This is a genomic window from Phyllobacterium myrsinacearum (assembly GCF_014138285.1).
In the GTDB taxonomy this organism is placed as follows: Bacteria; Pseudomonadota; Alphaproteobacteria; order Rhizobiales; family Rhizobiaceae; genus Phyllobacterium; species Phyllobacterium myrsinacearum_A.
Genome location: NZ_JACGXN010000008.1, coordinates 22,323 through 47,554, shown reverse-complemented (window position 1 = coordinate 47,554; position 25,232 = coordinate 22,323). Strand labels below are relative to the sequence as shown.

Here is a 25,232-nt window from a genome sequence, read left to right as displayed (position 1 = left end):
TCTAACGGCTCCAGAAGCTGCGTGTAAACAGAATAACGATGGTGATGATTTCAAGACGCCCGGCCAGCATCAGATAGCTGAGGACAACGAGGGACGCATCTCCCAATGTCGAGAAATTGCCGACCGGCCCAATCGTATCGCCAAAACCGGGCCCGACATTGGAGAGCGCCGTCAGGGCGCCGGTAATCGACGTGCCGAGATCATTGCCGAGCATGGCAAGCACCGTGGCACCAATCACCAGCGACGACATGTACAGAAAAATGAAAAGAAGCGCCGATTGGGCAACCTCCTGGCTGATTTCAGCGCGGCCATAGCGCATTTTCACAATGGCATTGGGCATGATCAGCCGGGTCAGGCTGGCGGAGGCGAGTTGCCAGAGAATGATCAAGCGATTGAGCTTGATGCCACCGGAGGTTGAACCGGCGCAGCCGCCGATGAATGTCACGAGGAAAAAGATGCCCAGCGCTTCGGAGCCCCAGCGGGTGTAATCCTCGGTGGCAAAACCTGTGGTGGAGATGACGGAGACAAGGTTGAAGGATGCGGCGATCAGCGCATCGCCGAAGCCGATACCGGTTTCCAGCGTGAGGTCGACCGCAAGGAAGAAACTGAGGCCGATGACGATGATGAAGAACAGCGTCACCTGCGGATCAGCAAGCGATGACAGGCGTTGCGGCATCACCGCCTTGATGTAGAGCACGAAGGGCAAAGCGCCGAGAATCATGAAGACCGTGGCAATAACGAGGATCGCCCGGTTGTGGGCATAGAAGCCCAGCGATGAATCATGGGTAGAAAAGCCTGCAGTCGCCACGGTTGTCATGCCGTGATTGATCGCATCGAACATGCCCATTCCCGCTGCGAAGTACAGGATTGTGCACAGCACCGTCATGCTGACATAGGCGAGGACAATGCCCATGGCGATCTGGTGAATGCGCGGCAGGATTTTCTCCGACTTGTCGGAGGATTCCATATGCAGGAGCTGGATGCCGCCGACGCGCAGTGACGGCAGAAGCAAAAGACCCAGACCGACGAAACCGAAGCCGCCAAACCAGCACAGCAATGACCGCCACAGCAGAATGCCGCGCGGCATGGTGTCGAGACCCGTCAGAACGGTGGCGCCGGTCGAGGTAATGCCTGACATGGATTCGAACAGCGCTTTGGCAAAACTAATCGGCAATGTGGAGAAATACAGCGGCAATGATCCGAGCAGCGCCGCTGTCAGCCATACGGCAACAATCAGGAGAAAGCCGAGACGCGGGGTAAACCGGACTTCAGGGTTGTTCGTGGCAAGGGCGGTCAGGCCGCAGAGAACGCCGGTGAAAATCGCCGATTGAACGAAGGCGATCCAGTCCCGGTTGCCGATGTGCAGATCAACAGCGGCGGGAATCAGCATGGCGGCTGCCATAACCAGGCCAAATCGCGCGCAAATATTGATGATGGTGCGAAAAATGAGCGGACCTCAGCCTGGAGACATGGACATGGAATGTTTCATAACCGGTTCCATCCAGTGTCACAATGCGGTTGCAACGGCAAAACACCACGTACAAGCTGTGGCTAACCCCGCTATATCAAGCTCAGACCTTGCAACAGAGGGGGCTGACCCACTACCTTATACCAGTGAAGACAGGCGAAGGCCTGTTATGAAGGTTTCTGGCTGAACTTCTGTTTTTATAGGTTTTATTATGACACAGCGCCACGTGCCCGTCCTTATTATCGGTTCCGGCCCTGCCGGATATACCGCGGCGATTTACGCTGCCCGCGCCAACCTGAAACCTGTGATCGTTGCCGGTCTGCAGCAGGGCGGTCAGCTGATGATTACGACCGATGTCGAGAACTACCCCGGCTATGCCGATCCGGTGCAGGGGCCTTGGATGATGGACCAGATGCGGATCCAGGCCGAACATGTCGGTGCGGAGATCATTCACGACATCATTACGGAAGTGGATATTTCCGTTCGGCCGTTCCGCCTCGTTGGTGATGGTGGCACACAGTACACCTGTGATGCCCTGATCATCGCAACAGGCGCGCAGGCGAAGTGGCTTGGTATTCCGACCGAACAGACCTTCATGGGCTTTGGCGTTTCGGCCTGCGCCACGTGCGACGGCTTTTTCTACCGCAACAAGGACGTTGTGGTTGTCGGCGGCGGCAACACGGCTGTCGAAGAAGCGCTCTATCTTGCCAATCTGGCAAAGTCCGTCACGGTGGTGCATCGCCGCGATCATTTCCGCGCGGAAAAAATTCTACAGGATCGCCTTTTTGCCCGCGAAAATGTCAAAGTCGTCTGGGACAACGTCATTGACGAAATCACGGGTACAGAGGCAAAGGCACCTATGCCCGCATCGGTTTCCGGCGTGCGCCTGAAGAATATCAAAACAGGCGAGACGACGGACGTTGCAACGCATGGTGTTTTTGTCGCCATCGGGCATGCGCCTGCAGTTGAACTTTTCAAGGGGAAACTCAAGCATAAGCCGAATGGCTATTTGTGGACTGCTGCGGATTCCACTGCAACCGATGTTCCCGGTGTTTTCGCTGCTGGTGACGTGACCGACGATATCTATCGTCAGGCCGTGACAGCGGCCGGAATGGGTTGCATGGCAGCGCTGGAGGCCGAACGCTGGCTGACGGCACAGGAACCGGTACGCCAAGCCGCCGAATAGGGGCTGATATCATAAAGCCGGTCTCGATGAGCGAAACCGGAATGGGGGAGAGACTGCGCCATGTCGCTTGACTGGGACAAATTGCGAATATTTCATGCTGCGGCGGAGGCTGGGTCATTCACCCATGCCGCCGAGACGCTGCATCTGTCGCAATCGGCCATCTCCCGTCAGGTCAGCGCATTGGAGCAGGATGTCGGCGTTCCGCTGTTTCACCGACATGCGCGTGGCCTTATCCTGACCGAGCAGGGCGAGGTGCTGTACCGCACCGCCCACGAAGTGTTGATGAAGCTGGAAAATGTCCGCTCGCGCCTTACCGAGAGCAAGGACCGTCCGTCTGGCAAGCTGCGTGTCACCACGACCGTGGGTCTCGGTTCCGGCTGGCTGATCGAGCGGGTACAGGAATTCATCGAGCTCTATCCGGAAGTGCAGTTGCAGCTTCTGCTCGATAATGAAGAGCTGGATCTGACGATGCGCCATGCGGATTGCGCAATCCGCCTGCGCCAGCCGCAACAGCCTGACCTGATCCAGCGGCGGCTGTTCACGGTGCATATGCACGTCTATGCATCGCCGGGCTACATTGCCAAGTATGGCAAGATCGAAAGCATCGACGAGATCGACTCCCATCGCATTGTCAGCTTTGGTGAACCGGCGCCTTCTTACCTGACCAACCTCAACTGGCTTGAAGTGATCGGCCGGTCCGATGGCAATCTGCGGCCCGCTGTACTGCAGATCAACAATCTTCTGTCGATCAAGCGCGCCATCCAGAAAGGTGTCGGCCTCGGGGTGCTTCCCGACTATATGGTCGAGAAGGATTCGACCCTCGTGCGCCTGTTGCCGGAGATGGAGATGCCATCCTTCGACACGTTCTTCTGTTACCCCGAGGGAATCAAGAACGCAGCCAAATTGCACGTGTTTCGAGATTTCCTTTTCTCGAAGGCGCGCACCTGGTCCTATTGATCGGTTGTTTCTGTATTTTTGCGGAAAAATATTCTTTCGAAAGTCAGTCGGAATGGAGCATGATGTTGCCTGTCCGCCCTGTAAAGACCCGCCCTCATTTCAAAAATGCCGATAAATTGTCGGTATGCATCCGGTGCATGGGTGCAATGCACAATTGGGGGATTGCAAGAAACGGTCAAAGGGCCCATATCCACATCACTAGCCGATGCGTCTCCTCCTCCCATTGCGCATCCGCTAGTGTTCCCCTCTGGAGGTTTTGCCAGAAATGGCATCCTTCAAAACTTAAGGCCGGGCAATTGTCCGGCCTCTTTTCTTTTCAGGGGTATGTTTCCGATATCAGCGATAGAGCGTTTCGTTTTCGAGCCCCTTGTAGAGGGAAGCGACCTGATCGCCATAGCCATTGAACAGCAGTGTCGGCACGGTTTCGCCCGTATGCAGGACGCGCTCCTGCGCCTGGCTCCAGCGCGGATGGGCAACCTCCGGATTGACGTTGGCCCAGAAGCCATACTCGTTCGATGCCAGTTCTTCCCAGAAACTGACTGGCCGTTTGTCGGTGAAGGTGATCCTGCGGATCGACTTGACCGACTTGAAACCGTACTTCCACGGCAGGGCAAGGCGGATCGGAGCACCGAACTGGTTGAGCAGCGGCTTGCCATAGGCGCCGGTGACCATGAAGGCGAGGTCACTGGCGGCTTCCGCCATGGTGACGCCTTCCACGTAAGGCCACGTATAGAGAAAGCCGTTCTGGCCGCTCGCCATCGACGGATCATTGAAAGTCTCAAACCGGATATACTTGGCTGAGCCGAGCGGTTTTGCCAGCTCAACCAGCTTGGACAGCGAAAAGCCGGTCCATGGAATGGTCATCGACCATGCCTCGACGCAGCGGTGGCGGTAGAGACGTTCTTCGAGCGGGATTTTTGCTTCAAGATCAGCGAATTCTATCGTGAACGGCTTTTCCACCATGCCGTCGACGTCTATCGCCCATGGATTGGTGATCAGGCTCTGCGCCTCCGCGTAAATGCCCTTGTCCGATCCGAATTCATAGAAATTGTTGTATTTCGCGTTGATCTCTTCCGGGGTCAGGCTGCGATCGAGCTTGTAGGCGTCGTTGCGTTTGGCCGGATAGAGGGCCGGACTGCCCGCAGGTTTGCGATCCCCTTCAGCGCGCGCCACTTTTGGCAATCCTGTCAGAGCAGCGGTCGCCAGCACACCAAGACCCCATGCCTGAAGGATTGCACGCCGGTTGAGAAACGCCGTTTCTGGCGTTGCCAAGGTCTCAGCTATCGCCCAGGCGGGCTTGCGGTGAATTGCGGCCATGACTGCTCTTTCATCTCTGCTTGTGCTGCCGTGAAAATATGCCATTTCCCCCCAATGACGATCAACACAAAGCCGTGAAGCCGGAAGATAAAGAAAAAGGGCCTATGAGGCCCCTTTTTCATCTTCAATTTGATTGTGCGATCAGCGAAGGCTGGCGCAGAAGCGCTGGATGCGCTTGCCGGCTTCCTCAAGCTTGGCATCAGACGTTGCATAGGAAATGCGCAGGTTCGGTCCAAGGCCGAAGGCTGAGCCGTGCACGGCGGCAACGGCTTCGCTCGCCAGCAATTCGCTGACAAAATCCTCGTCCGTCTCGATCACCTTGCCCGATGGTGCTGTCTTGCCAATGGCTGCGGCACAGGACGGATAGACGTAGAACGCGCCTTCCGGCTTCGGACATACGAGGAGCGGTGCCTGATTGAGCATCGATACGATGAGATCGCGGCGGCCTTCGAAAGCCTTCTTGAATATGGGCAGATGTTCCTGCGTTCCATCCAGCGCCTCGACAGCGGCCCATTGCGAGATCGCGCTGGTGCCGGATGTCTGCTGGCCCTGCACCATGTCCATGGCGTTGATCAGCGCCTGAGGTCCGGCGGCGTAGCCGATGCGCCAGCCGGTCATGGCATAGGCCTTCGACACGCCGTTCATGGTCAGCGTGCGATCATAAAGGCTTGGCTCGACCTGTGCCGGGGTGACGAATTTGAAATCGCCATAGGTCAGGTGCTCATACATGTCATCGGTAAGAACCCAGACATGTGGATGGCGGACGAGAACGTCGGTGATTTTCTTCAGTTCGTCCCAGCTGTAGGCAGCGCCCGAAGGGTTCGACGGTGAATTGAGGATAACCCATTTGGTCTTCGGCGTGATCGCGCGTTCCAGATCTTCCGGCTGCAGCTTGAAATCAAGCTGCTGAGTTGCGGATACGATAACAGGGGTACCGCCGCACAGCGCGACCATTTCCGGGTAGCTTACCCAGTAAGGTGCAACACAGATGACTTCGTCGCCGGGGTTCAGCGTGGCGAGCAGAGCATTGTAGATGACATGCTTGCCGCCTGTGGAAACGATGGTCTGGCTCGGCTTGTATTCGAGCTCATTTTCGCGCTTGAACTTGCGGGTAATGGCTTCGCGCAGCGGAACAATGCCGGAAACCGGGGTGTACTTGGTTTCGCCGCGGCGGATCGCGGCAATGGCGGCTTCCTTGATGTTCTCAGGCGTATCAAAATCCGGTTCGCCAACGGAGAGCGAAATGACGTCCCGGCCCTCGGCTTTCAGATCACGTGCTTTCTGGGTGATCGCAATTGTTGCGGAAACCTTCACACGGGAAAGGGCGTCGGCGAGGAATGCCATGGTATCGTTCTCCTGAAGCGGTGGTTGACGAGGGATAGCCGGTTTGCGGGTCTGCTATGTCGCAACGGACGAGGAATCGCAAGCAAAAGCGTGCGCAAAAGACTTCACATCGCGCTGTTTCTATGCAGGGTGTGACATGAAACGTTCAAAGCATCACGTCTCTTTGTAAGATGCTTCACACAAACCGATCAGACCGGACACCAGCGGGGATATTCGCCCGCCAAAGGAGACCAGCCATGCCGATACTCTATTCGCAGCTCAGTTCCGGAAATTGTTACAAGCCGCGCCTGCTGATGGCGAAGCTTGGTCTGCCATTTGAGCATGTGGCTGTTTCGTCGGTGGACGGATCGACGCGAAAACCTGAATTCACCGCCAAGAACCCCAATGGCAAGGTGCCGCTGCTTGAGCTGGACGATGGCCGGTTTCTGGCGGAGTCGAACGCAATTCTACTCCACCTGGCCGAAGGGACGCGGTTCATCCCTGACGATTCCTATGCGCGCGCCTTGATGTATCAATGGCTGTTCTTCGAGCAATATACCCACGAACCCAACATTGCGGTTCGCCGCGCGCTTCTTGTTTATCCGGAACGGGCCAAGGATGCCACGCCCGAGCGACTGGCGGCAACGCTGGAAGGCGGCAACAAGGCGCTGCTTGTCATGGAACAGCAGTTGCAGAAGACGCCCTATTTTGCCGGTGATGCGATCAGCATCGCCGACATCGCGCTTTACGCCTACACCCATGAGGCAAATCAAGGCGGCTATGACCTGTCGGCCTATCCGTCCGTGGCGAAATGGTTGAGCCGGGTTGCCGGTGATGATGGACACGTTCCCATTACATGGCTGCCGGAAACCTCAGGCAGCTGATTTGATTTCATCACCTGTGCCGGTCATGCCGGGCAGGCGGGAGGCAAGGGCATCGATGAGCACACGCATGCGGGCGGGCATGAACGGCGCCCTCGGCCAGACCGCATAGGTATCGAAGACCAGTGGTTCTATATCTGGCAGGACCCTGACAAGGCTGCCGCTGGCTACCCGTTCGCGAATAAGCCAGCAGGGCAGCCAGGCAAGTCCCATGCCTGCGACCGCCATATCCGCCGCAGCCTCCAGATCATCGAGGATCAACCGGGTGCGGGCTGGGGCAGCATAGGTGCCACCCTTTCCATCCGGGAAAAGCCAGGGACGGGTGCTGCCATCCCGGCCATAGACGATCGAGTCATGTTCGGCGATATCCCCGATTTCGCGCGGGGATCCGCGTGCCGCAAGATAGGAAGGTGCTGCGCAAATGGTCATGCGTTGCCGTGCGATGCGGCGGGCAGTGAGCACGGCGCTGTCGGGGAGTGTTGTATTGCGAACAACGAGATCGTAGCCCTCATCGATCAGATCCACGGGACGGTCGGTGAACGAAACGTCGAAGCGTAGTCTGCTGTGCTGGCGGGCAAGGTCCGCAATGACGGGAGCGACGCAGTGCCGGCCGAAAATCACGGGGACGCTGATGCGCAGGCGACCCGCCGGCTGCTCCTTGTCGGTGGTCATCGCATTTTCTGCAATATCGAGTTCCGCCAGTATGCGCACGCAATGCTCGTAGAAGGCGTTGCCGTCGCTCGTCAGTGTAAAGGCCCTTGTGGTGCGGTGGCAGAGACGAACGCCAAGCCGGCCCTCCAGCCGGGCTACGGCTTTTCCGACGGACGAGCGTGACAGATGAAGTTTCTGCCCGGCGGCAGAAAATCCCCCGGCTTCCACCACCGCCACGAATTCCTGAATACCTGCCAACCGGTCCATTTTAGCTCCATTGTAGAATATAACGATACAATAATGCATGATATCAGCGCAACTGCATCGATAATCGATCATATAGATTGCTGTCTTCGACCCGGCTGGCGGGTGCATACGAGGATGGAAATCATGACGACGACGATGAAACGCTGGGCCCTGAGTGGTGCCGGTCGTGAAATTCTCAAACTGGTCGAGGCTGAAGTGCCGACACCAGGCCCCGGCGAAATTCTGATCAAGGCAGCCGCAGCCTCATTGAACTATCGCGACAAGCTGTTGGTTGATCTTGGTTTTGGACTGCCGACGCCCCTGACGGAACCGGTTACACCGCTGTCGGATCTGTCCGGAACAGTCGTTGCCGTCGGACCTGACGTGACGCGATTTTCTGCGGGCGACCGTGTTATCTCGACGTTTCTGCCCGGCTGGATCGATGGTGATGACCTTGGTACAGCGCGCAATCCCAATGACCGCAACCTCGGTGCGCCGATGCAGGGTGTTCTTGCAGAATATGTTGTTCTGCATGAGGACTGGGCTGTTCATGCTCCAAGCAAACTGACCGGTCTTCAATCGAGCACATTGCCCTGTGCGGCTCTCACCGCGTGGACGGCGCTGGTCGAACGCGGCAAGCTCAGGGCAGGTCAGACTGTGGTTGTCATCGGAACGGGCGGCGTCTCGATTTTCGGCATGCAGATTGCGCTTCTGCACGGTGCAAAAGTCATTGTTGTCTCCGGCGATGACGAGAAACTTGCCCGGGCGAAAGAGCTGGGCGCTCATCACGGGATCAACCGGCAGAAAGAAGATTGGGTCGAAGCAGTCTATCGCCTGACCAACGATCATGGTGCAGACCACATATTGGAGACAGTAGGCGGTACCCATCTCGACAAGTCCTTGCGGGCCGCAGCGGTCGGCGGGCGTATATCGCTGATCGGAGTCATCGACGGCTTCGAGGTATCAGGTGGATTTGTCGCCTTCGCCCGCAAGCGCGTGATCGTCGAGGGGATTCAGGTCGGCCATCGGCGTGCGTTGGAAGATCTGGTTGCCGCGTTCGATCTGTACGGTGTGACACCCGTCGTGGATGCAGTTTACAAGATGGCAGATTTTGCCGAAGCGCTTGATCATCTGGACCGCGGGCCGTTCGGCAAGGTTGTTGTCGAGATCGGCTGAGACGCGAGAGCGAAATGATAAAATGCAAAAAGGCGGGATTTAATCCCGCCTTTTCAAATGTGTGCGCTGGAAAATCCGAAGATTTTCGCTTGCGGCTGTTAGCCAGCAACGCTGAGGTTGTCAGCGGACGACTTGCCCGAACGACGATCCTGTACGATTTCGTAGTTGACCTTCTGACCGTCATTGAGGCCGCGCAGTCCTGCGCGCTCAACAGCGGAGATGTGTACGAATACGTCTGCACCGCCGGTGTCAGGCTGGATGAAACCATAGCCCTTAGTGCTGTTGAACCATTTCACTGTTCCCGTAGCCATGGGAAATTCCTTTCAGATATAAAACACAGGCAACATACAGCTATGCTGCCCAAGGGGAATCGAACCTATGCAATGGAGTTCATCAGGAAGCGCAACGGGTTACGCGGGTCGCAAAGTCACTCGACCGATAAATCGATGCGGGATACATAAGACAGAATCAGAGCTGAAACAAGCCGGATTCAAATCGGCTCCTTGCCAGCGTCTTGCCTGCGCCCTTGATTAAGCGAAATTGAGCCTTACTTGCCTTGGTGAAATCCACTGCTTTATCCGATGTAAATGAACCAACAATGATAAAGTGGACATGCCGAATCACGGTCGTCCACAGAGGTAGCTCATGGCGGAAGACAAACAGAGCAAGACGTCCGCCATCGCCGTTGCCGGCGAAGTCCAGGTGGGGCTTCTTTCTCAGCTCCGCGTTATCATCGATATCTACTGGATCTCGCCCGTCCGCAACCGGGTCATATTGCTGCTGCTCAGCCTCTTCGCCATCATCATTATTACGTCTGCCGGTCAGGTTCGTCTCAATGCATGGAATGGCCGCTTCCTTGATGCGCTTTCTCATCGCGATTTCACGGCCTTTCTCAACGAACTGCTGATCTTTCTGGGGATTGCAAGTGCGCTTTTGCTTCTGGCTGTGGCGCAAGCCTGGTTCAACCAGATGACCCGCATGAAACTGCGCGAGGGCCTGACCCGAGATCTGATCGGCGAATGGCTGGTCCCGCGCCGGGCTTTCAAGCTTTCCAATTCAGGGCCGATTGGCGTCAATCCAGATCAGCGTCTGCATGAGGACGCGCGCCATCTCGCTGAAATGTCAACGGATCTCGGAATTGGCCTGTTGCAGGCATCCATTCTTGTGGCGAGTTTCATCGGCGTGCTCTGGGGCTTGTCCAGCGGCTTCGTCTTCAATGTCTATGGCTACAATTTTTCCATTCCTGGCTACATGGTGTGGGCAGCATTCCTCTATGCCGGTTCTGCATCAGCCATCAGCTGGTTCGTCGGACGCAAGTTGATCAAACTCAACGCTGACCGCTATCAACGCGAGTCCGATCTGCGGTTTTCACTGATGCGCGTGAACGAGCACATCGACGCGATTTCGCTCTATCGCGGAGAACAGGACGAAAAGGCCAGGTTGGGTGTGGATGTCGATGCCTTGCTGGCTGCCATCCGCAAGCTGGTTTCGGCCTGGACGCAGTTGGTGTGGGTTACCTCGGGCTACGGCTGGTTCACGAGCATCGCGGCTTATCTGGTGGCCGCGCCTGTTTATTTTACCGGGAACCTGTCCTTTGGCGGGTTGATCATCGCCGTCGGTGCATTCAATCAGCTGCAGGCCTCGCTCAAATGGTTTGTCGATAATTTCAGTGCGATTGCCGACTGGCGCGCCACCCTTTTGCGCGTTACCTCGTTTCGGCAGGCGGTTCAGTCGATGGATAGCCTGAACAGCGTCGAGCAGCGGATCAAATTTTCGGAATCGGAAACGAACCAGCTTGTTTTCGACTCGCTGAAGATCACAGCGCCGCTGGCAACTGTGCGTCTGAAGGAGAAGAAAGCTGTCGTCAAAGCGGGTGAGCGGGTGTTGATCACCAGCGAGCCCGGCATCGACAGAACGCTGCTTTTCCGCGCGATTGCCGGTCTCTGGCCATGGGGTGCCGGCAATATCGCCCTGCCGAAGGACACATCCATTCTCTATATGCCGCGGTCTCCCTATTTTCCCCCGGGGAGCCTGCGGGAAGTCATGTCCTATCCGCTCGGCAAGGATGCTTTTCCTGACGAGGAACTGGTCTCCGCCCTCGATGAACTGGGCCTCTATCGTCTCAAGACCATGCTCGACTTCCGCGCCCGCTGGGATCGGGAGCTCAGCGATGACGAACAGCAGTCATTGGCCTTTGCCCGCCTGATGCTGCACAAGCCGAGTTGGGTGGTGATCGACGAATCCCTGGATGCCATGGAGGCCGACGCCCATCACCGGGTCATGGGTGTACTGCGCGACAAGCTCGCCAAATCAACGGTAGTGCATATCGGGCGCGAGGACAAAACCGATCATGTTTTCTCCAAGGTGCTGCATTTTGTCAGTGATCCCAGCGGACACGGGATGGAAGACGAAGGCCTGACTGGCGTTTAGGTATTTTGTTACCGGGAGCATGTATGCCGTGTGGTGCCTGGTTCGTGGTTCGACAAGCTCACTATGAGGGAGAGTGAGGCTGTAAGGCCAACCGGAAATATTGCAGCTTGAACATTCTTGCAGAATATAGCTCCCTGAAGTCCTCACTCTCCCTCATGGTGAGTTTGTCGAACCACGCACCACTTCCCCTGCAGCCCCCGCATTCACCTCACATGAACAGCGGTGCATGCTCCTTTACCCAATGGTGGAAGCTGCGGGGCGGGCGTCCGATGACCTGCTGAACACTTCCGTTGACGGCGCGTCCCTCCAGTGGCGGATTGCTGTTCCAGGCCACCACGTAGTCGATGACATCTTCGCCAATACCGAGCTCGCGCATGGACTGCCGCGTGTGCTCCTCGCTGACCTCGACATAGCGTATGGGTTTGCCCGTGGCCGCGCTGATCGCCCGGATCTTGTCCGGTATGGTCAGGACTTCGGAACCCGTCAGTTTGAGTGTCTTGCGAGCGTGCCCGCCATTGCTCAGAATCCTTGCAGAAACCGCCGCCACGTCAGCCTCGTGAATGAGGGTCCTCGCCATGCTTCCATAGGGTTCGCGTACGATACTGGCCGATTTGATGCTCTTGATCCAGCCAAGCGTGTTGGACATGAGATCAACCGGTTGCAGAATCGTCCAATCCAGATCGCTCGCCCTGACCGCGGCCTCGACGCTGCCAGTCCGGCCATCGCTGAGCACGCAGATGCGCTGCACGCCTTCCCAGCGCGCCAGTTGCACAATGTCCCTGCCGTTTTCGAGGGGGGTGTAATCATCGCCGCCAATAGTGATGAGGTGGATACCCGTGACACCGGCAAGCGCCCGTTCGAATGTTTCGGGCCTTGTCAGATCGCCCTCAACCACTTCAACGCCGGAAGGCAGGTCGGCACTCTTCGCGTCGCGGGTCAGCGCCCGGACGAGATAGCCATTTTCAAGCAGCTCATTGACAATGTGCCGGCCGACATTGCCCGTCGCCCCGGTCACAAGAAACCGCTTTGCCTGAAACAGCTTGAGAAACTGTGCGTCCGTAAGTCTTTCGATATCGCTCAACATGATTGCTCCTGGGTAGATCGATTCCGTTAGGAGTGGGGGTTATAAAACCTCAACTTAAGTTGAGGTCAATCGTCGAGCAAAGGTCATTTTGTCCAACGCCCGACGGGTCTGGTTTCCCGTCTTTGATGCCGCTAGCATGGGGAAGGCGAATCTTGACAATCCCCTAGGGTTTGCAGTACTAAACTATTTGGTTATTTAACCCTGAGGTAATGTAATAAATATGACGCCTGACCGTCTCAGCGGCATTCTATCTGCGCTTGCCGATCCAACGCGGCGGGCTATTCTGGCGCGTCTTGCCGAAGGCGAAACATCCGTCACCGAACTGGCCGAACCATTCGCCATGAGCATGCCGGCAGTTTCCAAACATCTGAAGGTGCTCGAACGGGCAGGATTGATAGCGCGCGGTCGTGAAGCCCAGTGGCGGCCCTGCCGTCTGGAAGCGGGACCGTTGCGCGAAGTATCCGACTGGCTCGACCATTACCGGCGTTTCTGGGACGAGAGTCTTGATCGGCTGGAGGACTACCTGCAGGCTCTGCAGAAAGGTGATCCCGGCGGGACACCCAGCTGACCTATCAATTTTCCACACAACAAAAGGGAGCGGGAATGGCCAAGACGGTTGATGATTATATTGCGGAGCTTGGCGGCTGGCAGGCAGAGGCCGCGGTTGCGCTGCGGCGGGACATATTGAGTGTTGACGGGATCACGGAAACCTTCAAATGGGGTCATCCGGTTTATGAGTCGAACGGGCCTGTATGTCTCTTCAAAGCGCACAAGACGCACGTGGCCTTTGCCCTGTGGCGCGGCGCAGAGATGAAATCAATTCAACCGAAACTGCAGGAGAGCGGCAGTTTCCTGATGGCCTCGCTGAAACTCCAGGGGCCGGGTGAATTGAGGTCGACCGTTGTGCGCAAGCTTGTTGAGGCTGGCGTAGCGCTCAATCATGAAAAGGGCGATCCGACAAAGGAACCCAAGCCCAGCTGAACCCCGCGAAGGAAAATCCGGTCGCGACATAGGTCGCGACCGGATCCTTTTTTAGAAATAATCCTGCAGCGGACGCACTTCGAGCGAACCTGCCTTCAGCGCTGCGATGGCTTCCGCCACGGCATCGGCACCCGACAGGGTCGTGTAGTAAGGCACCTTCTGCATCAGCGTAGCCCGGCGCAGCGACTTCGAGTCCGAGATCGCCTTGGCGCTATCAGTGGTGTTGAACACCAGCTGCACCTGCCGGTTGCGGATGGCATCCTCGACATGTGGACGGCCTTCCTGAACCTTGTTGATCTTCTGGGCGGCAACGCCGTTTTCCGCGAGGAAACGCGCCGTGCCGCCGGTTGCCAGAACCTTGAAACCAAGGTCCGCCAGCCGCTTGACCGGTGCAAGAATACGCTGCTTGTCCTCGTCGCGCACGGAGACAAACAGGGTGCCGTCACGCGGAAGATCGACACCGGCACCGAGCTGCGCCTTGGCAAAAGCCAGCGCGTAGTCGTAGTCAAGGCCCATGACTTCGCCGGTCGAGCGCATTTCCGGTCCAAGCAGGATGTCGACGCCGGGGAACCGGGCGAACGGGAAGACGGCTTCCTTGACAGCGATGTGCTTGCGAGCGGTGCTGGATGGTTTGCCGCCATAGTTGGCCAGCGCTTCATCCAGCGTTTCACCCGCCATGATGCGGGCTGCGATCTTGGCAATCGGCTTGCCGATGGTCTTGGCGACGAAGGGCACCGTACGCGAGGCGCGCGGGTTGACTTCGAGTACATAGATCGTGCCGTCCTTGATGGCATATTGCACGTTCATCAGGCCAACGACGTTGAGCGATTTTGCCAGCGCGGCGGTTTCCGCCTCGAGTTCGGCAACGATGTCAGCCGAAAGCGAATGAACCGGCAGCGAGCAGGCGCTGTCGCCGGAGTGAATACCGGCTTCCTCGATGTGCTCCATGATGCCGGAAACCCAGGTGTTCTTGCCGTCGCAGAGGCAATCCACATCGACTTCGATGGCTTCACTCAGGTAGCGATCGAACAGCAGCGGGTTCTTGCCAAGCAATGTGTTGATTTGCCCCGTCTTGTCGTTCGGATATTTCTGCTTGATATCTTCCGGCACGAGTTCAGGAACCGTGTCGAGCAGGTAGCTCTGAAGCGCGCGCTCATCATGGATGATCTGCATGGCGCGACCGCCGAGTACGTAGGACGGGCGCACAACCAGGGGGAACCCGAGTTCACCGGCAATGGTACGCGCCTGTTCGACCGAATAGGCGATGCCGTTCTTCGGCTGGGTCAGGTCGAGCTTGATCAGCAGCTTCTGGAAGCGGTCACGATCTTCCGCCAGATCGATGGCATCCGGCGAGGTGCCGAGGATCGGTATACCGGCTTTTTCCAGCGCCTCTGCAAGTTTCAACGGTGTCTGGCCGCCAAACTGGACGATGACGCCGTGCAATGTTCCGGCCGTCTGCTCGACGCGCAGGATCTCCAGTACATCTTCAGCCGTGAGCGGTTCGAAATACAGACGATCCGACGTGTCGTAGTCCGTCGAAACGGTCTCCGGATTGCAGTTGATCATGATGGCTTCATAGCCAGCATCACGCAGGGCAAAGGCCGCATGGCAGCAGCAATAATCGAACTCGATACCCTGACCGATACGGTTGGGACCGCCGCCAAGAATGACGACCTTCTTACGGTCCGAAACCTGCGCTTCCGAAGCGAGGGCACCGGCGAACGGCACTTCATAGGTCGAATACATGTAGGCGGTCGGCGACGCGAATTCGGCCGCGCAGGTATCGATGCGCTTGAAGACCGGGTGCACGTCCAGCTTCTTGCGCAGTTTGAATACGTCGTTGGGCTCGATCTTGGCCAGGCTGGCAAGGCGGGCATCGGAGAAGCCCATACCCTTCAGCATACGCAGGTTCTGTGCGTCCTGGGGCAGACCGTGTTCGCGTACGCGTTCTTCGGTGGCGATGATTTCCGCCATCTGTTCGAGGAACCATGGATCGATTTTGCAGCCTTCGTGGACTTCCTCTACGGAAAGGCCAAGGCGCAGGGCTTGTGCCACCATGCGCAGGCGGTCCGGTGTCGGCGTGCCGATGGCGGCGCGGATGGCATTGTTGTCGCTGCCTTCGCCAAGGCCGGGAATGGCGATTTCATCAAGACCGGTGAGGCCGGTTTCAAGGCCACGCAGGGCTTTCTGCAGCGATTCCTTGAATGTACGGCCGATGGCCATGACCTCGCCGACGGATTTCATCGCCGTGGTCAGGGTTGGTTCGGCGCCGGGGAATTTCTCGAAGGCAAAACGCGGGATCTTGGTGACGACGTAATCGATGGATGGCTCGAACGAAGCCGGGGTCGCGCCGCCGGTGATGTCGTTTTCGAGTTCGTCCAGCGTGTAGCCGACGGCAAGCTTGGCGGCGATCTTGGCGATGGGAAAACCAGTCGCCTTGGAAGCCAGCGCCGACGAGCGCGACACGCGCGGGTTCATTTCGATGACGATCAGACGGCCATTTTCCGGATTGACGGCGAACTGCACGTTCGAACCGCCGGTCTCGACGCCGATCTCGCGCAGCACCGCAATCGAGGCGTTGCGCATGATCTGGTATTCCTTGTCCGTCAGGGTCAAGGCAGGCGCCACGGTGATCGAGTCGCCGGTATGGACACCCATCGGGTCGATGTTTTCGATGGAGCAGATGATGATGCAGTTGTCCGCCTTGTCGCGAACGACTTCCATCTCATATTCCTTCCAGCCGAGAACCGATTCTTCGATCAGCACTTCGGTGGTCGGTGACGCGTCGAGACCGCTGCCGATGATCTCGTAGAATTCGGTGCGGTTGTAGGCAATGCCGCCGCCGGTGCCGCCCATGGTGAAGGACGGGCGGATAATGGCGGGCAGGCCGACATGATCCAATGCCGCGCCGGCCATGCCGAGTGCGTGAGAAACATAGCGCTGCTTGCGGTCCCCTTCGCCGAGCTGCCATTCGGTTTCCAGCTTGTCGAGTGCTGCATCCAGTTCATCGCCCGAATATTTGGCTTTGACAACTTCGCGCTGTTCCTTGTGCAGCCGGCGGTCGAGATCCTTCACCTCGGTCGCGTTGGCCAGCATGGACTTGGGTGTTTCCAGACCGATCTTGGCCATGGCTTCGCGGAAAAGCGCGCGGTCCTCGGCCTTGTCGATGGCTTCGGCGTTGGCACCGATCATTTCGACATTGTAGCGTTCGAGAACACCCATGCGGCGCAGCGACAAGGCGGTATTCAGCGCAGTCTGGCCACCCATGGTTGGCAGCAGGGCGTCAGGGCGCTCCTTGGCGATGATCTTGGCAACAACTTCCGGGGTGATCGGCTCGATATAGGTGGCATCGGCCAGTTCCGGGTCGGTCATGATCGTGGCCGGGTTGGAATTGACGAGGATGACGCGGTAGCCTTCCTCCTTCAAAGCCTTGCAGGCCTGTGTGCCGGAGTAATCGAATTCACATGCCTGACCGATGATGATCGGTCCTGCGCCGATGATCAGAATAGATTTGATGTCGGTGCGTTTTGGCATGTTCGGTTCCTTGTCATAGCGGTCTGCACAAAAAACCGCACGGTTTTACCGTACGGGCAGGTACTTGAATTCAAAATGCGAGGCTAAGGCTGCCTTATAGGCAAAGCGATCGCATTGCGTAACCCCAAAAACGCGCAAATCCATGCTTTTTCGCCGCAGTTTGGTGTGGACAAGGAATGAGGCAACTCTTTGTGCTTATCCTGATCTGAAACAACCGGATGACTCTGCATTATTCAGTCATGAAAATTGATCGTGAATCCATTGCAGCCACCAGTTGAAAATAGCATCGTGCATGGAACAAATAAGGGACTATACTGTTGAAGTGCAGCATATCATCGGCTTGGCTGATGGTTCATTTGGAGGTGGGTAATGCGCTGGCAAGGCGGTAGACAAAGTGACAACGTTGAAGACCGCCGCACCGAAGGTGACGATGGCGGCATTCCCGGCGGTATGGGCAATGGCGGCGGTTTTCGTTTTCCCAGCGGCGGCGGCATGCAATCCGTTCGCGGCGGCGGCATATCGGGCATCCTCATTCTTGCAGCCATTTTCCTGTTTCTGAAGTTCTGCACCAATATTGATCCGATGCAGATTCTCGTGGATGGCGGCATGATGGATCAATCGTCGACGGGCCAAAGCCAGCCACAGTCGCCGGCTTCCCGTCCGACGGCCCAGTCCAACGACCAGATGACCCAGTTCGTCAAGACTGTTCTGGCGGAGACTGAGGACGTCTGGAGCGGCATTTTCCAGTCTGAAGGCAAACAATATCCGCCGCCCACAATGGTTCTGTTTAACGGGCAGGTGCGTTCTGCCTGCGGTTTTGCCAGTGCGGCTTCCGGACCATTCTATTGCCCGGGCGACAGGAAGCTCTACATCGATCTGAGCTTCTATGACGAGTTGGATAAAAAGTTTGGAGCTTCAGGTGATTTCGCCCAGGCCTATGTGCTGGCGCATGAAGTGGGCCACCACGTGCAGAACCTGATCGGCGTCCTGCCGAAGTTCAACCAGATGCGCCAGAACATGAGCGAAGCCGATGCCAATGCCATGTCTGTACGGGTCGAGCTGCAGGCGGACTGTTTTGCCGGTATCTGGGGACATTTCACCCAGCAGAAGGGTATTCTGGAGGCTGGTGATCTGGAAGAAGCCTTGAATGCTGCCAAGCAGATCGGCGACGACACCTTGCAGCGCAAGATGCAGGGTTATGTGGTTCCGGAAAGCTTCAACCACGGCACCTCGGCCCAGCGCAGTTCATGGTTCAAGCGCGGTTTTGACAGCGGCAAGCTCGACAGCTGCGATACGTTCAGCGGCGCCATCTGATAAGACGCGCGCTGCACGATAAATTGTGCGTGGTTAGCTAAGCTCACCACGCACATGCAATCTCAACATCAGCCGCCGTTAAATGGCGGTCTGCCGATCCATAAAATCCCGTCCAAGTGCCATTGATACGGCGGCATCGGAGTGGATCGTGGTTGAATCAAACACCGGAAGCGCGACATTGTTATCCGTGATCGAAAGGCAGATTTCCGTGCAGCCGAGAATGACGCAATCGGCACCGGCTTCCTTGCCGCGCACGATGATCTTTTCCAGCGCCTGGCGGGAATCTTCTTTGACAATGCCGCAGCAGAGTTCGTCAAAGATTACCGAATGCACCTTGGCACGGTCGATTTCGTTGGGAACGATCACCTCGATGCCGAATTCATCGCGCATGTAATCGGCGTAGAAGCCGTGTTCCATGGAGTAGCGTGTCGCCAGCAGCAGAGGGCGCTTCATGCCGGCTGCGGTGAGGACGCGGCCGGTCTCCTGGCGGATGTCGATCAGTGGAATGGTGACCGACTTGGCAACGTCGTCAGCCACAAGGTGCATGGTGTTGGTGCAGATGAGAACACAGTCGGCACCGGCTGATTCAAGGCGCTTGGCTGCGTCAGACAACAGCGCAGCAGCATCTTCCCAGCGGTTGCTTTTCTGCAGGGCGACGACTTCGGAGAAATCCAGTGACTGCATTGCGACCTTGGCGGAGGCGAGGCCACCCAAGCGGGCACGGACGGCTTCGTTGATCTGCCGGTAATAAACGGCAGTGCTTTCCCAGCTCATTCCGCCAATCAGCCCAATCGTGCGCATTTTTATTCTCCCATTGATGTGATTGCGGGAATAATAGTTTGAATTGCGCGCGAAAGGTTCGCAAAGTTTGTGAATTAAATCTGCCTGTACGCAAAAAAATGGCGTATGATTATGACACAACGCCGAAATATTGCGTGGGAATTGATATGCTCGATGATCGTGACCGTAAAATCCTGGATTTGCTGCAAGAAGATTCGTCGACAGCCGTGTCGGATCTCGCCGACCGGGTCAGTTTATCCATCTCGGCCTGTTCCCGGCGTATCCAGCGTCTGGAGGAAGAGGGGTATATTGCCCGGCGGGTTGTTCTTCTCGACCGGCCGGCGATGGGCTTGCCAACGACGATGTTCGTCATTGTCCGCACTGCGCGCCATTCCGCCGATTGGCTGGAACAGTTTCGCGCAGCCATTATCGATATCCCTGAAATCGTCGAGGTGCACCGGATGACCGGCACCATCGACTATATCCTGAAGCTCGTTTTACCCCGCGTCGAAGCCTATGACGGCATCTACAAAGCGCTGGTGGAAAAGGTCGAGTTTTTTGACATATCCGCCTCGGTTTCAATGGAGACGCTGAAAGCGACTACCGCCCTGCCAACGCATTATGCGAAGTAGTGTTTGTACTTTCACCCCCCTCTGCCCTGTCGGGCATCTCCCCCGCAAGGGGGGAGATCACATCGCCATCTATGACCGTGCTCAACTTTCACCCTTGAAGGTGAGCTGAAACGGGAGTGAAGGCTGTTCTCCCCCCTTGCGGGGGAGATGCCCGACAGGGCAGAGGGGGGTGAACGTACAAAAGTGAAATGTATTCAATAAGCCATGTTCGGTTGCGACCTCTCTTTGGCAGTATATGTCAGTATGTCTTGGCTCTCGCCCGATATTCTGATGCATTTCCCCCGGTTTTCTGATTATGTTCACGTATTGTTCGCTTGCAGAATTCGACTATGAGCATTTCCCGGATCAATTTTGTTCCGGAAGGCCAAAGGTGCGTGTCCGATGATTGATCCCGTACTTGCCAAGCGTGGGCTGACCCTTGTCTTTGTCATGCTTCTTCTTGATGTCATCGGTATTGCGATCATCGTGCCTGTCATGCCCGCTTATCTCGAACAGCTGACGGGATCGGATGTCAGTCACGCGGCGATAGACGGTGGGTGGCTGCTGTTTGTCTATGCCGCCATGCAGTTCGTCTTTGCGCCGCTGATCGGCAATCTGAGCGACCGGTTTGGCCGTCGCCCTGTGCTGCTAGCCTCGGTGTTCACCTTCGCGATCGACAATCTCATCTGCGCGCTGGCAACAAGTTTTGGCATGCTGTTCGTCGGCCGTGTGCTGGCTGGCATCAGTGGGGCGAGCTTTTCCACGGCGTCAGCCTATATTGCCGATGTCAGCACGGACGAGAACCGTGCCAAGAATTTTGGCCTTCTCGGGATTGCGTTCGGCGTGGGCTTTATCCTCGGACCGATCATCGGGGGACTGCTGGGCGAGCTTGGCCCGCGTGTACCGTTCTTCGGCGCAGCATTGATCGCGTTTCTGAATTTTGTCGTCGCCTATTTTTTGCTGCCGGAAACGCTGGAGATCAGGAACCGCAGGGCATTTGACTGGAAGCGCGCGAATCCTCTGGGCGCCCTGAAGCAGATGCGCGGCCACAAGGGCATTCTCTGGATCGGCCTTGTCTTCTTCATGCTGACACTCGGGCATATGGCTTATCCATCGGTGTGGTCGTTCGTCAGCGCCTATCGCTATGACTGGAACCAGCGGGATATCGGCCTGTCGCTCGGTGTTTTCGGCATGGGCGGCGCGCTCGTCATGATTTTCATCCTGCCGCGGGTCGTTGCCCGGTTCGGGGAGTGGCGGACGGCGGTGATCGGGCTGGTTTTCACGGCGCTGGGTTTCTTTGGCTATGCCGCCGCGTGGCAGGGCTGGATGGTCTATGCGGTCATTGTCGCGACCTGTCTGGAGAGCGTGGCCGATCCGGCCATGCGCAGCATTGCCGCCGCCAAGGTTCCGCCCTCAGAACAGGGCGAATTGCAGGGCGCGATGACCAGTCTTTTCAGCATCACCAATGTCATCGGCCCGCTGATCTTCACGCAGATTTTTGCGATGTTCACCGCGCCTGCCGCATCAGTCACCTTCGGCGGCGCGCCCTATGTGCTCGGCGGAATTTTCGTGGTGATTGCAGTCGCCGTCTTTGTCCTCAGGGTGGAAAAACCGGCTAATCCCGCGCACGAACCGCTGGAACCGGGCGCACTGGTCTCCAGCGAAGCCTCATAACAGACGCTTTTCAATCCGCTGCATGGCCCGTTCGAACACGGCAGGATCATCCAGCGCGCGGGCAAGAACCAAAGCGCCCTGAATGTTGGCCACCGCTTCTTCCGCGAGGTCGATAGCGTGATCCGGCATGCGCCCGGTCTTCTGCAAGGCCGTGGCAAGCGCGTGTTTCCAGTCTGCAAAATAGTCGAGGATGGCCCCGGCAAAGCGATCGCGAACATTGTCGAGGGCAAAGGCACCCACGACACAGACGCGGCATCCTGAATGGAAATAATCCGACACGGCCCGACACATCGCACTGATGGCTGCGGTCGGATCATCCGACTCGCGCAGTGGGCGGTAGATGCGGTCTTCAAACCACGTATCGATATGGAGCAGTACCGCCGTTGCCATCTCTTCCTTGCCGCCGGGAAAGAAGTGGTAAAGGCTGCCGCGGCCAAGGCCGGTCCTGTTGCCGACGACTGCAAGGCTTGCGCCCTCAAACCCATATTCGCGAAAGATCTCGGCAAGGACAGGTATGATGTCGGCGCGTTCGGCGATGGTTTTGGCCATGGCTCAGAGGCCGAGTTCTGTCAGACCCGGATGGTCAGCCGGGCGGGGAGCGGAACGGTCCCAGAAAAACTTCCGCTCGGATTCCTTGATCGGCAGATCGTTGATGCAGGCAAACCGCGTGCGCATCAGGCCGTTCTCGTCAAACTCCCAGTTCTCGTTGCCATAGGCGCGGAACCAGTTGCCGGAATCATCATGGTATTCATAGGCAAACCGCACGGCGATGCGGTTGTCGGTGAAGGCCCACAACTCCTTGATCAGGCGATAATCGAGCTCGCGGTTCCATTTGCGCGTGAGAAATGCGGCAATGGCATCACGACCTTGAACGAATTCGGCCCGGTTGCGCCAGTAGCTGTCCACGGTATAGGCGAGCGCGACCCGTTCGGGGTTGCGGCCGTTCCAGCCATCTTCGGCCGCACGGACCTTCTGAATCGCAGTTTCGCGGGTGAAGGGAGGAAGCGGCGGGCGTTGTTCCGGCATGATCATCTCCGTGAATTGTACTGATTGGTAAAGTTTGTATCAATAGGTACAATTGGCGACTATCATTGTCAACGATGATCGCGGATTTGCAAACGCCACCTTTGATTGGCTGGCCCTTTGCGCTATGCAGCATGTCCCACCTGCCGAAATGAGGTTTCCCCATGTCTGCCCAAAACCGTATTCCGCTCAATTCCGAAGGTTTGTCGCTGTCCCGGCTGGTGCTGGGTGTGTGGCGGCTGCTTGATCAGGGTGCAAAACCGTCGGCAGCGGAGGTGGCGCGCTTGATTGACGAGGCGATCGCGCTTGGCCTGACCAGTTTCGATCATGCGGACATTTACGGCAATTATGGCGTCGAGGCCGCTTTCGGCGCGGGTCTTGCCGGCTGGAGCGGCAAGCGTCAATCCATTGAGCTGATCACCAAATGCGATATCATGCTGACGTCGAGCCAGCGCCCTGACAACAGGGTGAAGCATTACGATACCAGCGCTGCGCATATCAAAACGTCCGTAGACCGCTCGCTGCAGAACCTCAAGACCGACTATATCGATGTGTTGCTGCTGCATCGTCCCGATCCGCTGATGGATGCGGATGAAACTGCCGCCGGATTGCAGGATGTCGTGAAGACCGGAAAGGTGCGCGCCATCGGCGTGTCGAATTTCACGCCGTCACAGATCGATTTGCTGGCCTCGCGCCTGCCATTCCCTGTGGTAACAAACCAGATCGAGATGTCGGTTACCTCCACCGCGCCGCTTGACGATGGCAGTCTCGATCATGCTCAGCGGCTGCGCTATGCGCCGATGATCTGGTCACCGCTTGGCGGCGGTAGCCTGTTTACCGGCACGGGCGAGCAGGAACAGCGCGTGCGTGCCGCGTTGCAGACGGTGGGCGATGAGCTCGGTGTTGACGATATCTCGGCGATTGCCATTGCCTGGCTGCTGCGCCATCCGGCAAGGCTGATCCCCGTTCTGGGCAGTTTGAAGCGGGAGCGTCTGGCGAAAATGGTATCGGCGCTCGATATCAAACTCGAGCGCCAGCAGTGGTTTGCAATCCTGAAAGCCAGCACCGGCCAGGATGTGGCCTGATCAGGCAGCCTGATCGCGCTCGGGCAGGAGCTCAAGTCCCTGACGCGCGCGGATCAGATTGGCGAACCGGCGGAACAGGTAGTGGGAGTCCTGCGGGCCGGGCGATGCTTCCGGGTGATGCTGTACCGAGAAGATCGACTTGCCGGTGACGCGCAGACCGCAATTGCTGCCGTCGAACAGCGACACGTGGGTTTCTTCCACGCCATCGGGCAGTGAATCCGCGTCGACCGCAAAACCATGGTTCATCGAGACGATTTCAACCTTGCCGGTCGTGTCGTCGCGTACCGGATGGTTGGCGCCGTGGTGGCCCTGATGCATCTTCTTGGTATCGCCGCCGAGCGCCAGGGCCAGCATCTGGTGGCCAAGGCAGATGCCGAACACGGGAATGTCGGTCTTGATCAGCTCCTGAATGGCTGGAACCGCATATTTGCCTGTGGCAGCCGGATCGCCGGGGCCGTTCGACAGGAAAATGCCGTCGGGTTTGTAGGCGAGCACGTCTTCCGCCGTCGCCGTTGCGGGGACGATGGTGACTTTGGCACCAAGCCCGGCAATGAGACGCAGGATGTTGCGCTTGATGCCGTAATCGATGGCAACCACGTGAAATTCCGGCGCGGCCTGCTGGTCGAAGCCTTCATTCCAGACCCATGGCTTCTCGGTCCAGACCGAGCTCTGGCCCGACGTGACGTCCTTGGCAAGATCAAGGTCGAGCAGGCCGTGCCAGGCGGCAGCGCGTTTCGTCAGGGCAGGGATGTCGAAGTTGCCGTCCGGATCGTGGGCGATGACGCCATTGGGCATGCCCTTTTCGCGGATGAGAACGGTGAGCGCACGGGTATCGACACCGGCAAGGGCAATCACGCCGCGGGCCTTCAGCCAATCGTCCAGATGCTCGGCAGCGCGGTAGCTCGATGGCGCGGTGATATCGGCCTTGAAGATGGCGCCGACGGCACCGGCGCGGTTGGCCGGGGTCAGGTCTTCGATGTCTTCCTTGTTGGTGCCGACATTGCCGATATGGGGAAATGTGAAGGTAACGATCTGGCCCGCATAGGAAGGATCGGTGAGGATTTCCTCGTAGCCCGTCAACGCCGTGTTGAAGCAGACTTCCGCCTCGCAGGCGCCGGTTGCACCCAGTCCCTTGCCCTCGATCACTGTTCCATCGGCCAGAACCAGAACCGCTGTCGGCTTGAATTCTGTCCAGGCTGCGGTTTTTGCACCTGCGTCTGTGGTTGTCATGCGGCACTCCTGAGCGTGGGCTTGCGTCGTCGTTGTTGATTGGGCATTGAAAAATGCCGTTCGGTATTCCATATGACATGGCTGAACGCGGTGGTCGATTGACCTTACCACCGCTGCAACAACCCAAAATGTCTGGCTAGGTCACGGACCTTAAAGAAAACCGCGCTTCCGGTCAATTGCGACACGACAACTCTTCGTGGAAATCGGTGCCGAACCGATACCGCCACGATGATTGATTTCGCTCGGACCCACCGGTAGGCTGTGCGGACAACAGGAGAGTA

General features: G+C 57.5%; 22 protein-coding genes. 11 read left to right on the top strand and 11 right to left on the bottom strand.

What is annotated here, in order from left to right; genetic code table 11:
- Window position 1: 1 nt before the first annotated feature.
- Window positions 2-1,402 (bottom strand): TrkH family potassium uptake protein, encoded by a 1,401-nt coding sequence (locus tag FHW16_RS20520; RefSeq protein WP_182551159.1) that lies wholly within the window; start codon window positions 1,400-1,402, stop codon window positions 2-4.
- 277 nt (window positions 1,403-1,679) lie between these two features.
- Here FHW16_RS20520 and trxB point away from each other — a divergent pair, with 277 nt between their 5' ends.
- Window positions 1,680-2,654, top strand: a complete 975-nt coding sequence (trxB, locus tag FHW16_RS20515) for a thioredoxin-disulfide reductase (protein WP_182551158.1) — start codon at window positions 1,680-1,682, stop codon at window positions 2,652-2,654.
- A gap of 60 nt (window positions 2,655-2,714) precedes the next feature.
- Window positions 2,715-3,611, top strand: coding sequence for a LysR family transcriptional regulator (locus tag FHW16_RS20510; protein WP_182551157.1), 897 nt, complete (start codon window positions 2,715-2,717; stop codon window positions 3,609-3,611).
- Window positions 3,612-3,947: 336 nt separating this feature from the next.
- Here FHW16_RS20510 and msrP read toward each other — a convergent pair whose 3' ends face one another.
- Both msrP and FHW16_RS20500 read right to left on the bottom strand, forming a co-directional pair.
- Window positions 3,948-4,928: a protein-methionine-sulfoxide reductase catalytic subunit MsrP gene (msrP, locus tag FHW16_RS20505; protein WP_182551156.1), complete on the bottom strand. Its 981-nt coding sequence runs from the start codon at window positions 4,926-4,928 to the stop codon at window positions 3,948-3,950.
- A 141-nt stretch (window positions 4,929-5,069) separates the two neighbouring features.
- Complete coding sequence (locus FHW16_RS20500; protein ID WP_182551155.1) at window positions 5,070-6,272, bottom strand: pyridoxal phosphate-dependent aminotransferase; 1,203 nt, start codon at window positions 6,270-6,272, stop codon at window positions 5,070-5,072.
- 236 nt (window positions 6,273-6,508) lie between these two features.
- Here FHW16_RS20500 and FHW16_RS20495 point away from each other — a divergent pair, with 236 nt between their 5' ends.
- Window positions 6,509-7,135: a glutathione S-transferase family protein gene (locus FHW16_RS20495; RefSeq protein WP_182551154.1), complete on the top strand. Its 627-nt coding sequence runs from the start codon at window positions 6,509-6,511 to the stop codon at window positions 7,133-7,135.
- On the opposite strand, the gene FHW16_RS20490 is transcribed toward FHW16_RS20495, so the two are convergent.
- Window positions 7,124-8,050 carry a LysR family transcriptional regulator gene (locus tag FHW16_RS20490; RefSeq protein ID WP_182551153.1) on the bottom strand — a complete coding sequence of 309 codons (927 nt, stop codon included), beginning with the start codon at window positions 8,048-8,050 and terminating at the stop codon, window positions 7,124-7,126. The genes FHW16_RS20495 and FHW16_RS20490 overlap by 12 nt on opposite strands.
- Window positions 8,051-8,173: 123 nt before the next feature.
- Between FHW16_RS20490 and FHW16_RS20485 the strand changes: the two genes are divergently transcribed.
- Window positions 8,174-9,205: a zinc-dependent alcohol dehydrogenase family protein gene (locus FHW16_RS20485; RefSeq protein ID WP_182551152.1), complete on the top strand. Its 1,032-nt coding sequence runs from the start codon at window positions 8,174-8,176 to the stop codon at window positions 9,203-9,205.
- Between the two features lie 98 nt (window positions 9,206-9,303).
- Here the strand turns inward: FHW16_RS20485 and FHW16_RS20480 are convergent, their stop codons facing one another.
- Window positions 9,304-9,516 carry a cold-shock protein gene (locus tag FHW16_RS20480; protein ID WP_027233379.1) on the bottom strand — a complete coding sequence of 71 codons (213 nt, stop codon included), beginning with the start codon at window positions 9,514-9,516 and terminating at the stop codon, window positions 9,304-9,306.
- A gap of 334 nt (window positions 9,517-9,850) precedes the next feature.
- Here FHW16_RS20480 and FHW16_RS20475 point away from each other — a divergent pair, with 334 nt between their 5' ends.
- A complete protein-coding gene (locus FHW16_RS20475; RefSeq protein WP_182551151.1) occupies window positions 9,851-11,635 on the top strand; it encodes an ABC transporter ATP-binding protein/permease in 1,785 nt (594 codons plus the stop codon).
- A gap of 208 nt (window positions 11,636-11,843) precedes the next feature.
- Here FHW16_RS20475 and FHW16_RS20470 read toward each other — a convergent pair whose 3' ends face one another.
- On the bottom strand, window positions 11,844-12,719 hold the full coding sequence (locus FHW16_RS20470) for an NAD(P)H-binding protein (RefSeq protein WP_182551150.1): 876 nt from the start codon (window positions 12,717-12,719) through the stop codon (window positions 11,844-11,846).
- A gap of 220 nt (window positions 12,720-12,939) precedes the next feature.
- Here FHW16_RS20470 and FHW16_RS20465 point away from each other — a divergent pair, with 220 nt between their 5' ends.
- Together FHW16_RS20465 and FHW16_RS20460 are read left to right on the top strand one after the other, a co-directional pair.
- Window positions 12,940-13,287, top strand: coding sequence for an ArsR/SmtB family transcription factor (locus FHW16_RS20465; RefSeq protein ID WP_182551149.1), 348 nt, complete (start codon window positions 12,940-12,942; stop codon window positions 13,285-13,287).
- 35 nt (window positions 13,288-13,322) lie between these two features.
- Entirely contained in the window at window positions 13,323-13,700 is a 378-nt protein-coding gene (locus FHW16_RS20460) for a DUF1801 domain-containing protein (protein WP_182551148.1), read from the top strand.
- Window positions 13,701-13,751: 51 nt separating this feature from the next.
- Here the strand turns inward: FHW16_RS20460 and carB are convergent, their stop codons facing one another.
- Window positions 13,752-17,234, bottom strand: coding sequence for a carbamoyl-phosphate synthase large subunit (carB, locus tag FHW16_RS20455; RefSeq protein WP_182551147.1), 3,483 nt, complete (start codon window positions 17,232-17,234; stop codon window positions 13,752-13,754).
- A gap of 369 nt (window positions 17,235-17,603) precedes the next feature.
- Between carB and ypfJ the strand changes: the two genes are divergently transcribed.
- Window positions 17,604-18,548 (top strand): KPN_02809 family neutral zinc metallopeptidase, encoded by a 945-nt coding sequence (gene ypfJ / locus FHW16_RS20450; RefSeq protein ID WP_182551146.1) that lies wholly within the window; start codon window positions 17,604-17,606, stop codon window positions 18,546-18,548.
- A 78-nt stretch (window positions 18,549-18,626) separates the two neighbouring features.
- Here ypfJ and FHW16_RS20445 read toward each other — a convergent pair whose 3' ends face one another.
- Window positions 18,627-19,349, bottom strand: coding sequence for an aspartate/glutamate racemase family protein (locus tag FHW16_RS20445; protein WP_182551145.1), 723 nt, complete (start codon window positions 19,347-19,349; stop codon window positions 18,627-18,629).
- A 146-nt stretch (window positions 19,350-19,495) separates the two neighbouring features.
- On the opposite strand from FHW16_RS20445, the gene FHW16_RS20440 reads away from it, so the two are divergent.
- Together FHW16_RS20440 and FHW16_RS20435 are read left to right on the top strand one after the other, a co-directional pair.
- A complete protein-coding gene (locus FHW16_RS20440) occupies window positions 19,496-19,960 on the top strand; it encodes an Lrp/AsnC family transcriptional regulator (protein WP_182551144.1) in 465 nt (154 codons plus the stop codon).
- A gap of 381 nt (window positions 19,961-20,341) precedes the next feature.
- The gene (locus FHW16_RS20435) at window positions 20,342-21,613 is read left to right on the top strand and encodes a TCR/Tet family MFS transporter (RefSeq protein WP_182551143.1); all 1,272 of its coding nucleotides are present in this window, start codon (window positions 20,342-20,344) and stop codon (window positions 21,611-21,613) included.
- Here the strand turns inward: FHW16_RS20435 and FHW16_RS20430 are convergent.
- Window positions 21,608-22,162, bottom strand: a complete 555-nt coding sequence (locus FHW16_RS20430; RefSeq protein ID WP_182551142.1) for a TetR/AcrR family transcriptional regulator — start codon at window positions 22,160-22,162, stop codon at window positions 21,608-21,610. The genes FHW16_RS20435 and FHW16_RS20430 overlap by 6 nt on opposite strands.
- A gap of 3 nt (window positions 22,163-22,165) precedes the next feature.
- Window positions 22,166-22,639 (bottom strand): DUF1348 family protein, encoded by a 474-nt coding sequence (locus tag FHW16_RS20425; protein ID WP_182551141.1) that lies wholly within the window; start codon window positions 22,637-22,639, stop codon window positions 22,166-22,168.
- A 161-nt stretch (window positions 22,640-22,800) separates the two neighbouring features.
- Here FHW16_RS20425 and FHW16_RS20420 point away from each other — a divergent pair, with 161 nt between their 5' ends.
- Window positions 22,801-23,721 (top strand): aldo/keto reductase, encoded by a 921-nt coding sequence (locus tag FHW16_RS20420; protein ID WP_182551140.1) that lies wholly within the window; start codon window positions 22,801-22,803, stop codon window positions 23,719-23,721.
- Here FHW16_RS20420 and carA read toward each other — a convergent pair whose 3' ends face one another.
- The gene (carA, locus tag FHW16_RS20415) at window positions 23,722-24,951 is read right to left on the bottom strand and encodes a glutamine-hydrolyzing carbamoyl-phosphate synthase small subunit (protein WP_182551139.1); all 1,230 of its coding nucleotides are present in this window, start codon (window positions 24,949-24,951) and stop codon (window positions 23,722-23,724) included.
- Window positions 24,952-25,232 lie beyond the last annotated feature (281 nt).